This is a genomic window from Actinomadura sediminis (assembly GCF_042675525.1).
Classification (GTDB): domain Bacteria; phylum Actinomycetota; class Actinomycetes; order Streptosporangiales; family Streptosporangiaceae; genus Spirillospora; species Spirillospora sediminis.
In genome coordinates this window covers 1-9,654 of record NZ_JBHTJA010000170.1, presented here as the reverse complement: position 1 = coordinate 9,654, position 9,654 = coordinate 1, and the positions used below count along the sequence as shown (strand labels likewise).

Below are 9,654 nucleotides of genomic sequence, written 5' to 3'. Positions count from 1 at the left end.
ACTCCTCGTCCACCTCCGCCGCGAACGGAGCGATCTTCGCATCGGCCAGCTCGCGCACCGTGCTGCGCAGCAGCTCGTGCTCCTCCGACGGAGCGTAGGCGGGGAAGTCCATCGTGCCTCCACGTGTCGCGGCGAACGTTACTTTGACGATCAATATTTGGACGCCAAAGTAAGTGACCGGCAAGACCTCCGTCAAGGCGACGCGCGTCACGCCGGAGGGCGGCGCCGCGCACACCGGCCCGGCAAGGTCATCGGGTGCCGCCCAGAGGACTCGAACCTCTATACCCGGGGTAAGAGCCCGGTGTCCTTCCCATTGAACGAGAGCGGCGTGTTCTCGTATCGGACCGCACCCGGCGACCTAGCCCGGTTCTTCTCTCGGCCATTGAGACCTGTGCGGTGTGCACGGGCCCGGAAGGACCCGTCGTACCTCCACCAGGAATCGAACCTGGAATCTCCGCATTCGTAGTGCGGCGCTCTTTCCGTTGAGCCATGGAGGCGTGCTGCGTGGACCAGGCCGGACTCGAACCGGCAACCTTCCGCTTGCAAGGCGGACGCTCATCCAAATTGAGCTACAGGCCCATGTCGGTGCGGTTCACCCAAAGGGAGGCAATGAGAAAGGCCGCGGGAATGTCGTCCCGGCGGCCTCCGATCGAGCCGTTCCGGCTCTACAGGGAGGCTCCCGGCGAGGCCGCTCGGCGCACGGCGGCGGGGCGCGGACGTCGCTTGTCGGCGTTCATCTCGCGGCTCCCTTCTTCGCGTTCACGTGCGGTGCGTTGAATACAGAATGCGCGACGCGGGCCGCGGGCGCAACGGTTTTTCCCGCGGGCACGGAAAAGGCCGGGGAGGAGGTGCGGGCCCCCTCCCCGGCCGACGGTGACCGGTCCGGCGTCAGATTCCGCGGCGACGGGTCCGGGCCGAACGGCGGTGCGACGGCGCCAGCAGGCGCTGGAGCACCCGGAACGGCAGCGTGACGACGCTGATGATCGTGCCGATGACGGCGTTCAGCGCTGCACTGATGCGGCGCATGATCTCTCACTCCTTCGGTCTTCCGTTACCGTCTTGTTACCCACTCAGGGAGCGTTACACCGATTCGGCTAAAAAGACTTCGTGCCGATGACGACTGTGGCGTAAAGCTCGTCGCAGCGGGCGACCTCCGGCGCGAGGCCGCCGCGGGCGACCGCGTCCCGCGCGCCCGGCACCTGCCGCTCGCTCGTCTCGAACAGCAGCCGCCCGCCCGGGGCGAGCCAGCCGGACGCCTCCGCGGTCACGCGCCGCAGGACGGCGAGACCGTCCGCGCCGCCGTCGAGGGCGACGCGGGGTTCGTGGTCGCGCGCCTCCGGAGGCAGCAGCGCGACCTCGCCGGACGGAACGTACGGGACGTTGCAGAGCAGGACGTCGACGCGGCCGCGCAGGTCCGCGGGGAGAGCGTCGAACAGGTCGCCTTCGTGGACCCGGCCGCCGAGCGGCTCGACGTTGCGGCGGGCGCACCGCACCGACTCCGGTTCGACGTCGGCGGCGTGCAGTTCGTACCCGTCCACGCCGGCGGGGAGGTCGGCGGCGAGGGCGGTGACGAGGGCGGCGCCGAGCGCGCCCGAACCGCAGCACAGGTCCACGACGACGGGACGGGGCGGGGCCAGGGCGGCGGCCCGGCGGACGAGGAACTCGGTGCGGCGGCGCGGCACGAACACGCCGGGGGCGACGCCGACGCGCAGGCCGCAGAACTCGGCCCAGCCGACGACGTGCTCGAGGGGCAGGCCGCCGGCGCGCCGCTCGACCATGGCGTCCAGCTCGTGCGGAGTGCGGGCGGCGGCGTGGAGCATCCGCGACTCGTCCTCGGCGAAGACGCACCCGGCGGCGCGCAGGCGGGCCGCCACGGAATCGAAGGACGACGCGGAGAAAGAAGGAACGGGCATGGCGCCTTTCGGGACGCTGCGGGTGCCCCGGTCACGCTCGACCGGACGGAGGCACCCGGACTGATCGGACAGAAACGGGTCTCACCTCCTCCGGTGGTCACGGACGCGCGCCACGGTATCGGACGGCCGGGGCACCGGCGAAACGGGGCCAGAATGGAGGGTCGTCGGAGCACGGGAGGCCGCTTGTCCACGAACGCGGAGCTGCGGGCGAACTGCGCCCAGTGCCACGGCCTGTGCTGCGTCGCGCTGCCGTTCACGGCGTCGGCCGACTTCGCGGTCGACAAGCCCGCCGGACGGCCGTGCGCGAACCTCCTCGCCGACTCCCGCTGCGGCGTCCACGCGGACCTTCGCGGCCGCGGCTTCGCGGGCTGCACGGTCTTCGACTGCTTCGGGGCGGGGCAGAAGGTCTCTCAGGTCACCTTCGGCGGGCGCGACTGGCGGGAGGACGACGAGGCCGCACGGCGCATGTTCGCCGTGTTCCCGATCATGCGCGACCTCCACGAGGTGCTCTGGTACCTGGCGGAGGCGCTCGCCAGGCCCGAGGCGGCGCCCGTCCACGGCGAGCTGCGCCGCGTCCTGGACGAGGTCGAGGACCTCACGCGCGGCACGCCCGAGGAGGTCGCCGAGGCGGACGTGGCGGCGGTGCGGGGACGGGTCGGGCCGCTGCTGGCGCGCACCGGTGACCTGGTGCGGGCGGGCGTCCCGGGTCGCGGCCGCGACCATCGCGGCGCGGACCTCGCGGGCGCCCGGCTCCGGAACGCCGACCTGCGCGGCGCCCGCCTGCGCGGCGCGCTGCTCATCGCGGCCGACCTGCGCGGGGCGGACCTGCGGGCGGCCGACCTGCTCGGCGCGGACCTGCGGGACGCCGACCTGCGCGGCGCCGACTTGACGGGGTGCCTGTTCCTCACGCAGCCGCAACTGAACGCGGCGCGGGGCGACGCGGCGACGCGGACGCCCGCGGCGCTGCGGCGGCCCGCGCACTGGTGACCGCCCCGGCCGCCCGTTTGGGCCCCTGACCTGGGGGCATCTCCGCGGGGCACGTCGTTGAGGGGGCCACGTGGGGCGGGTCGATCGGTGGGGCACGGGGGTCGCGGCCGCGGTGCTGGCCGTCCTCGGCGGCGGGCTGCCCCTGCTGGACTCCGCGCTGGGCCGCGGCGGGCGCCCGCTGGACGCGGGAGCGGTGGTGGCGGTGGGGACGGAACGCGGGGGCGTCCGGCCGGTTCGGGTGGCGGTGCCGTCCGCGCGGTGGGTGCTCAGCGCGGAACGGTCGGCGCTGGCCACGAACGCGGCGCTGCTCAGCGGCGACGTGGTGGTGAACGTGGGGGCGGTGCTGCCGCTCGGTTCGGCCGACGCGCGCGACCTGTGGCACGGGCTCGGCCGGATCGTCGCGGCGGGCGGGGCCGCGCGGCTGCACGCCGATCCGGCGGCGTTCACGACGGCGGGCGGACTGACGGGCCTGACGGGACGGCTGAGCGGGCCGGGCCGCACCGGGCTGGCCGGGGTGTTCACGACCGGGACGGTCGGCGCCACGGTGACGGCGGCGGGGCCGCCCGAGGCGTTCCGGCGGCTCGCCGGTGAGATCGAGGCGATGGTGCGTTCCCTCACGATCGCGGCGGACCGGTGACGGGGCGCCCGGCGTTCTGGCTGTGGGCCGGGACGTGCGCGCTCGGCGGGTGGCTCGCGTTCGACACCGCGGGGGCGCTGGTGCGGGCGTTCCCGGCCGGCGCCCTCGCCGGGTTCGCGCTGCTCGCGCCGGCGCTCGTCCTCGGGGTGTGGGCGCTGCGGCGGACGCATCCGGTGCGGGTGCGCCCGCTCGGGGCGGCGCTGCTGGCGGTGGCGTGGGGCGGGCTGGCCGCGTTCGGGGTGGCGCTGCCCGCGAACGCGGCGTTCCTGGCGGTCCTCGGGCAGACGGCCGGGCCGGAGTTCGCCGCGGTGTGGGGCGCGACGATCGCGGCGCCGGTGAACGAGGAGCCGCTGAAGCTGCTGGGGGTCGTGGTCCTCGCGCTGGCCGTCCCGTCCGCGGTGCGCGGCCCCCTGGACGGGTGGGGCTACGGCGCGCTCGCCGGGCTGGGCTTCCAGATGTCGGAGAACTTCCTGTACGTCCTGAACACGATCCTGCTGACCGGGGCGACGCAGGACGCGGGCGCCGCGTTCGTCGCGTTCGCGGGGCGGGTCGTCGGCGGCGCCTGGTGGAGCCACTGGGCGATGACCGCCGTCGCGGGCGCGGGCCTGGGCCTGCTGCTGGGCCGCGCGTCCCGGACGAACGCGGCGTCGGCGGCGGGCGCGCTGCTGCTGGCGATGGTGCTGCACGCCTGGTGGGACGCGCCCGTCCTGCCGGGCGCGGAGCTGCTGCCGTTCAAGGGCCTGCCGATCCTGCTCGCCGCGATCGTGACGTACCGGCTGGCGCGGCGCGGCTATCTGGCGCGTTTCCGGCGGGCGGCGGACGCGGAGACCGCCGGGGGCGTCCTGCTGCCGGGCGAACGGCACGTGCTCACCTACGGCAGGTGGCGGCGGAAGGAGCGCTGGGACGTGCCGCCGGGCGAGCCGCGGCTGCTGCTCGCGCGCCTCCGCGCCGCCGAGCTGGACCTGCTCGAGGCCGGGCTCGGCGGCATCGAGCGGGACCCGGACGAGGCGGAGCGGCTGCGCGGCGACATCCGGGAGCTGCGGCTGCGCCTCGACGCGTCCTGGCGGCGGCCCGGGCCGGTGCGCGCCGTCCGGTGAACCGTTTGCGCGGGCGCGCCGTTTGCCCTCCTTCCGGCCGGGTACCGGCCCGTCGGGAATTCGCTCTCGGCCGGGGAGAAACTACAGATGGCGCAGCGGAAGGGCGGGTCGAAGGCCGAAAGGCTGGAGAACCTCACGTGGGGGGTCGATGATCGGCTGGGAACGGTCGAGTTCCTGAACCGCAACATCACCAAGGCGTTCCCGAAGCACTGGTCCTTCCTCCTCGGCGAGATCGCGCTCTACTCGTTCATCGTGCTGGTGATCACCGGCGTGTTCCTCACGCTGTTCTTCAAGCCGAGCGGCGCGGAGATCATCTACGAGGGCTCGTACACGAAGCTGCAGGGCGTGAAGATCAGCGAGGCGTACGCGTCGACGCTGCACATCACGTTCGACGTCCGCGGCGGGCTGCTGATGCGGCAGATCCACCACTGGGCCGCGAACATCTTCCTCGCGGCGATCGCGATCCACCTGCTGCGCATCTTCTTCACGGGCGCGTTCCGCAAGCCCCGGGAGATCAACTGGCTGATCGGCGTGACGCTGTTCGTGCTGGCGCTCGCGGAGGGGTTCGCGGGCTACTCGCTGCCGGACGACCTCCTGTCGGGCACCGGCCTGCGGATCATGGCGGGGATCGTGCAGTCGATCCCCGTGGTCGGGACGTACCTGGTCATGTTCATCTTCGGGGGCGAGTACCCGAGCACCGCCGAATTCATCCCCCGGCTGTTCACGGTGCACATCCTGCTGATCCCGGGCCTGCTGCTCGCGCTGATCACCGCGCACTTGATGATCCTCTGGCACCAGACGCACACCCAGTGGCCGGGCCGGGGGCGGCGGGAGCAGAAGGTCACCGGGGAGCCGACGTTCCCGGCGTTCGCCGCGCAGAGCGGGGCGTACTTCCTGTTCACCTTCGGGGTCCTGGCGCTGATGGGGGCGTTCTTCCAGATCAACCCCGTGTGGCTCTACGGGCCGTACGAGCCGGACGAGGTGTCGTTCGGCTCGCAGCCCGACTGGTACGTCGGGTTCCTGGAGGGCTCGCTGCGGATCATGCCGCGGCTCGAGACGACCCTGTGGGGGCACACGATCGCCTGGAACGTGCTCGCGCCCGCGGTGATCCTGCCCGGGGTGTTCTTCACCCTCATCGCGCTGTACCCGTTCTTCGAACGCTGGGCGACGGGCGACGAGCGCGTCCACCACCTGCTGGACCGGCCGCGCAACGCCGCCACCCGGACGGCGATCGGCGCGGCCGTCATCGCCTGGTACGGGAACCTGTGGGCGGCGGGCGGCAACGACATCATCGCGTGGGTGTTCCACATCCCGCTGCTCTGGACGACCTGGTTCTTCCGCGTCGGGTTCTTCGTCTTCCCGGTCGTCGCGTTCGTCGTCACGCGGCGGATCTGCCTGTCGCTGCAGCGCCGCGATCTGCGGCAGCGCAAGGAGGGAGTGGAGAGCGGGCTGATCTCGCTGACCCCCGAGGGCGAGTTCACCGAGCGGCACGAGCCGGCCTCGGACGAGCGGGACGCGCTGCTGCGGACCCGGCAGCCCCGCGAGCTCCTGGCCGCCTACCCGCACCACATCCTGCCGATGCCGACGCCCGGACGCGTCCGCACGCAGGCGCGGACACGGGCGAACCGCTTCTACCTCGACTACCAGGTGGTGTCGCAGGGCGGCGGGCAGGGACGGGCGGACGGCGCGCCGCCGCGGCAGCGGGCCCAGATCGAGGGCCGGCCGCCCGAGGACGCGGCGGAACGGAGCGACGGGAGCCGGATCGGCCGGCTCCGCCGGTCGCTCGCGAAGCGGCTCGGGAAGGGATGAACCGCGCGAATCCTTCCGCGATGAGCGGGCAGTACCGCACCATGGATGAGATCAAGCTGAGCAGCCCCGAGTTCGCCGACGGCGGCCCGATCCCGGCCGTCCACTCCCATGAGGCGGGCGACCTGTCCCCCTCGCTGGACTGGACCGGCGTGCCCACCTCGGCGGTCGAACTCGTCCTGACCTGCGAAGATCCGGACGCGCCCGGCGGGACCTTCACGCACTGGATGCTCGCGGGCATGCAGCCCGGACGCGACGGCCTGTCGGCCGGGGAGGACGCCCCGCGGATCGCGAAGGGGCGCAACGGGTTCGGCGACAACGGATACGGCGGCCCGCACCCGCCGCCCGGCGGCGCGCCGCACCGGTACGTGTTCACGCTCCGGGCGCTGGACGAGCCGTCCGGGCTGACGTCCGGGTTCTCGCCCGACGACCTGCGGGACGCGCTGCGCGGCAAGGTCGTCGCGACCGGCACGCTGACCGGCACCTACGCCCGCTGAACACGCGCCCGCTGAAGGCACGCCCGCTGAACACGCGCACGTAGCGCGGGCCCGCCGCCCGTCCTCCGGGGAGTCCCCCCGGCGGGCGGGCGGCCCGGCGGGACGGACGTCACTGCGCGCCGTCGTCGTCGCGGCGCAGTTCGTCCTCGACGGGCGGCCGCTCGGTGTCGCGCATGTGCTCGGCCAGACCGGCCTTGTTGTGGTGGCGGCGCTGGTAGTCCCGTTCCGCCGGGCTGCGCCCGGTGTCGGGCTCGACCGGGACCGAGCGCATCACCTCGGCGACGCTGCCGTAGGTGCCGAGCGGCAGCGCGGCGAGCGCCCGCTCGGCGTCCGTCTGCGGGCTCCTGGCGTGCACGTGCTCGACGATCCGATCCTTGGTCGCCGGGAACGCCAGGTCCCCGAGCAGTTCCTCGATCCGGCCGGTGTCGGCGATCCGCATGTCGTCACCCCCTGCTGCGGAGCCCCATGCTGCGGAGCCCCTGCCTGTGCCCTGACTACGGAGACCTGCGGGCTGCCCGCCACGCGGCCGCCCAAACGACCTCGATCACCCGGTTGACCCGTGCGATTCCCGGGTAGGCAGGGCGTCTGCGCGAACGGCTCGAGGGCGTCCGCGCAGACCACCGGAACGACGGACGCGAGCACACGGAGGTGACGCCGCATGTCCGGCAAGAAGATGGAGGGCGACGAGACCCAGCGGCGCGCGAAGGCGCGGGAGGCGCGGGCCTCCGGGTCGACGCCGAGCGCCGAGCGGGTGACGACGGGTGCGTCCAAGCAGGACCACACGCGGCCCAAGCAGGAGCGGCACCAGCACGCGGAGCGGCTGGAGGAGATCCACAAGGGCAAGCAGCAGGACGCCTCGCCGACCCCGAAGCCCGGCTACGGTGTCCCGGAGTCCAAGCGGCACCGCGACTGAACGGCGCCCTCGGACCGCACCCCTCGACCCGCACCCTCGACCCGCACGGCTCGAACGGCCCCGGCGCGGCGACGCCGCCCCGGGGCCGTCGCCATTCCATTGTCACCATTCCATCGGCCCGTGGCCCGTAGGTCCATGTGCCATGCGCCGATGAGGCACAGAATCGTGAACCATTCTCATATGACTCGTCCCGGCCGGGTACGATGAGCGCGTTCATCGGTCGCGACGAAGAGACGACGGGCATGACCGAGTACCGGATCGACGACCTGGCGCGCGCCGCGGGGACCACGGTGCGGCACCTCCGCGGCTTCCAGGAGCGCGGCCTGCTGCCGCCGCCCCGGATGCGGGGCCGGGTCGGCTACTACGACGACTCGCACCTGGCCCGGATCGGCCTCATCGGGCGCCTCAAGGAACGCGGCTTCACTCTGGCGAGCATCGCGGAGATGCTGTCGGCCTGGGAACGCGGCCACAACCTCGGCGACCTGCTCGGCCTGGAACGCGTCATCCACGATCCGTGGTCGGACGAGACGCCCGTCCGCATGACGCTGCCGGAGGTCGTCCTCCGCTTCTACCCGGACACCCCCGCGGAGGCGCTCGCCGGGCGCCGCCCCGAGGACTTCCCCATGCTGCGGCGGGCCGAGGAGCTGGAGTTCATCCGCTGGACCGGCGAGGAGTACGAGATCCCGAGCCCCCGGCTGTTCGAGGTCGGCGCCGAGCTGGTCGCCGCCGGGATACGCCTGGGGGCGGTCTTCGAGATCGCCGGTGAACTGCGCGGCGACGTCGACGCCATCGCGCGCCGTTTCGTCCGGCTGACGGTCGACCACCTCGGGCTGGACGACGCCGGTCCGCGGGGCTCCGCGCGCACCGCCTCCCGGCAGGACTACCGGGAGATCGCCGAACTCATCCGGCGGCTGCGGCCGCTCGGCGTCCAGTCGGTGCAGGGGCTGCTGGCCCGCTCGCTGCACGCGGAGATCCAGGCCGAGTTCGCGCGGCGGATCGAGAGCATGGGCACGGGCGCCCCCGGGCACGACGGCGCGCCGCCGGAGGCCCCGCCGGTGCGCGGTTGACCGCGCGGGCTCGCTCACACGGGCTCGCTCACGCCGGCTCGCTCACGCGGGCTCGGCGAACGGCTCGTCCCCGAGCGCGAGCCACAACCGCAGCGCCATCAGCAGCTCCGCGTGCAGCTCCGGGTCGTGGACGACCGCGCCGAACAGGTCGTCGAGCCTGCGCAGGCGGTGCCGGACCGTCTGCGGGTGGACGCCGAGCCGGTCGGCGGCCGCGGAGGCGTTGAACCCGCACTCCAGGGCGGCCTGCAGGGTGAGGGCGTAGGGGCGGCGGCGGCTCGGCCGCAGCTCCAGCAGCGGCCGGAGGCGGCGCCGCGCGACGTGCTCCACGAGGTCGCGGTGCTGCACGACGACAAGCGTGGGCACGTGGTCGGCCGCCATGAGCGTCCCGTCGCCGGGGACGGCGCCGCGGGCCGCCAGCTCGAGGGTCCGCCGGGCCCACGCCAGCGACCGCTGGACCGCGGCGACGTCGACGACCGGCCCTACCGCCATGGTCTGCCCGCCACGGCGCAGCGCGTCGAGGGCGTCCGGGTCGTCGGGCACGATCAGGCAGGGCTCCGCGCGGTGCGTCCCGTCGAGGACGCCGGGGGGAAGCGGCCCGGCCGTCTTTCCCGGCGGCAGCCCGAGGGCGGCGGCGCGCCGGGGCATCGCCCAGCGGGCGTCCCGGGCGAGCCGCGCGAGGCGGCCGCGGTCCGGCGCGGGGTCCGCGAGCAGCGCCTCCAGCAGGTCGCGGCGGCGGC

11 protein-coding genes and 3 tRNA genes are annotated in these 9,654 nt (G+C 74.0%); 7 read left to right on the top strand and 7 right to left on the bottom strand.

Annotated elements, in window-relative coordinates:
* Positions 1 to 256: 256 nt before the first annotated feature.
* The 5 genes from ACFQ11_RS36010 to ACFQ11_RS35990 all read right to left on the bottom strand — a co-directional run bounded on the left by ACFQ11_RS36010 (position 257) and on the right by ACFQ11_RS35990 (position 1,913).
* Positions 257 to 328: transfer RNA gene (locus tag ACFQ11_RS36010), tRNA-Lys, on the bottom strand.
* Positions 329 to 424: 96 nt separating this feature from the next.
* Positions 425 to 497 (bottom strand) — tRNA-Arg (locus ACFQ11_RS36005).
* An 8-nt stretch (positions 498 to 505) separates the two neighbouring features.
* Positions 506 to 579: transfer RNA gene (locus tag ACFQ11_RS36000), tRNA-Ala, on the bottom strand.
* A 309-nt stretch (positions 580 to 888) separates the two neighbouring features.
* The gene (locus ACFQ11_RS35995; RefSeq protein WP_378307128.1) at positions 889 to 1,026 is read right to left on the bottom strand and encodes an LPFR motif small protein; all 138 of its coding nucleotides are present in this window, start codon (positions 1,024 to 1,026) and stop codon (positions 889 to 891) included.
* A 68-nt stretch (positions 1,027 to 1,094) separates the two neighbouring features.
* Positions 1,095 to 1,913, bottom strand: coding sequence for a putative protein N(5)-glutamine methyltransferase (locus ACFQ11_RS35990; RefSeq protein WP_378307126.1), 819 nt, complete (start codon positions 1,911 to 1,913; stop codon positions 1,095 to 1,097).
* A 153-nt stretch (positions 1,914 to 2,066) separates the two neighbouring features.
* Here ACFQ11_RS35990 and ACFQ11_RS35985 point away from each other — a divergent pair, with 153 nt between their 5' ends.
* The 5 genes from ACFQ11_RS35985 to ACFQ11_RS35965 all read left to right on the top strand — a co-directional run bounded on the left by ACFQ11_RS35985 (position 2,067) and on the right by ACFQ11_RS35965 (position 6,937).
* Entirely contained in the window at positions 2,067 to 2,900 is an 834-nt protein-coding gene (locus ACFQ11_RS35985) for a pentapeptide repeat-containing protein (RefSeq protein WP_378307124.1), read from the top strand.
* Between the two features lie 70 nt (positions 2,901 to 2,970).
* Positions 2,971 to 3,537: a hypothetical protein gene (locus ACFQ11_RS35980; RefSeq protein WP_378307122.1), complete on the top strand. Its 567-nt coding sequence runs from the start codon at positions 2,971 to 2,973 to the stop codon at positions 3,535 to 3,537.
* Positions 3,534 to 4,634, top strand: a complete 1,101-nt coding sequence (locus ACFQ11_RS35975; RefSeq protein ID WP_378307120.1) for a PrsW family glutamic-type intramembrane protease — start codon at positions 3,534 to 3,536, stop codon at positions 4,632 to 4,634. Before ACFQ11_RS35980 ends, ACFQ11_RS35975 begins: the two co-directional genes overlap by 4 nt.
* Before the next feature lie 87 nt (positions 4,635 to 4,721).
* A complete protein-coding gene (gene qcrB, locus ACFQ11_RS35970) occupies positions 4,722 to 6,443 on the top strand; it encodes a cytochrome bc1 complex cytochrome b subunit (RefSeq protein ID WP_378307118.1) in 1,722 nt (573 codons plus the stop codon).
* Positions 6,444 to 6,463: 20 nt separating this feature from the next.
* On the top strand, positions 6,464 to 6,937 hold the full coding sequence (locus tag ACFQ11_RS35965; protein ID WP_378307116.1) for a YbhB/YbcL family Raf kinase inhibitor-like protein: 474 nt from the start codon (positions 6,464 to 6,466) through the stop codon (positions 6,935 to 6,937).
* 109 nt (positions 6,938 to 7,046) lie between these two features.
* On the opposite strand, the gene ACFQ11_RS35960 is transcribed toward ACFQ11_RS35965, so the two are convergent.
* Positions 7,047 to 7,376, bottom strand: a complete 330-nt coding sequence (locus ACFQ11_RS35960) for a DUF2795 domain-containing protein (protein ID WP_378307114.1) — start codon at positions 7,374 to 7,376, stop codon at positions 7,047 to 7,049.
* Between the two features lie 219 nt (positions 7,377 to 7,595).
* Between ACFQ11_RS35960 and ACFQ11_RS35955 the strand changes: the two genes are divergently transcribed.
* The gene (locus tag ACFQ11_RS35955) at positions 7,596 to 7,850 is read left to right on the top strand and encodes a hypothetical protein (RefSeq protein WP_378307112.1); all 255 of its coding nucleotides are present in this window, start codon (positions 7,596 to 7,598) and stop codon (positions 7,848 to 7,850) included.
* A gap of 242 nt (positions 7,851 to 8,092) precedes the next feature.
* Positions 8,093 to 8,917 (top strand): MerR family transcriptional regulator, encoded by an 825-nt coding sequence (locus ACFQ11_RS35950; RefSeq protein WP_378307110.1) that lies wholly within the window; start codon positions 8,093 to 8,095, stop codon positions 8,915 to 8,917.
* Between the two features lie 42 nt (positions 8,918 to 8,959).
* On the opposite strand, the gene ACFQ11_RS35945 is transcribed toward ACFQ11_RS35950, so the two are convergent.
* The coding region (locus ACFQ11_RS35945; RefSeq protein ID WP_378307108.1) for a helix-turn-helix domain-containing protein at positions 8,960 to 9,654 on the bottom strand (695 nt) is incomplete at its 5' end.

What these genes read in the sequence shown, in the direction of transcription:
- ACFQ11_RS35955 (WP_378307112.1), top strand. Translation starts at nt 7,596, where the DNA reads ATGTCCGGCAAGAAGATGGAGGGCGACGAGACCCAGCGGCGCGCGAAG.
- qcrB (WP_378307118.1), top strand. Translation starts at nt 4,722, where the DNA reads ATGGCGCAGCGGAAGGGCGGGTCGAAGGCCGAAAGGCTGGAGAACCTC.
- ACFQ11_RS35995 (WP_378307128.1), bottom strand. Translation starts at nt 1,026, where the DNA reads ATGCGCCGCATCAGTGCAGCGCTGAACGCCGTCATCGGCACGATCATC.
- ACFQ11_RS35990 (WP_378307126.1), bottom strand. Translation starts at nt 1,913, where the DNA reads ATGCCCGTTCCTTCTTTCTCCGCGTCGTCCTTCGATTCCGTGGCGGCC.
- ACFQ11_RS35950 (WP_378307110.1), top strand. Translation starts at nt 8,093, where the DNA reads ATGACCGAGTACCGGATCGACGACCTGGCGCGCGCCGCGGGGACCACG.
- ACFQ11_RS35985 (WP_378307124.1), top strand. Translation starts at nt 2,067, where the DNA reads ATGGAGGGTCGTCGGAGCACGGGAGGCCGCTTGTCCACGAACGCGGAG.
- ACFQ11_RS35960 (WP_378307114.1), bottom strand. Translation starts at nt 7,376, where the DNA reads ATGCGGATCGCCGACACCGGCCGGATCGAGGAACTGCTCGGGGACCTG.
- ACFQ11_RS35965 (WP_378307116.1), top strand. Translation starts at nt 6,464, where the DNA reads ATGAGCGGGCAGTACCGCACCATGGATGAGATCAAGCTGAGCAGCCCC.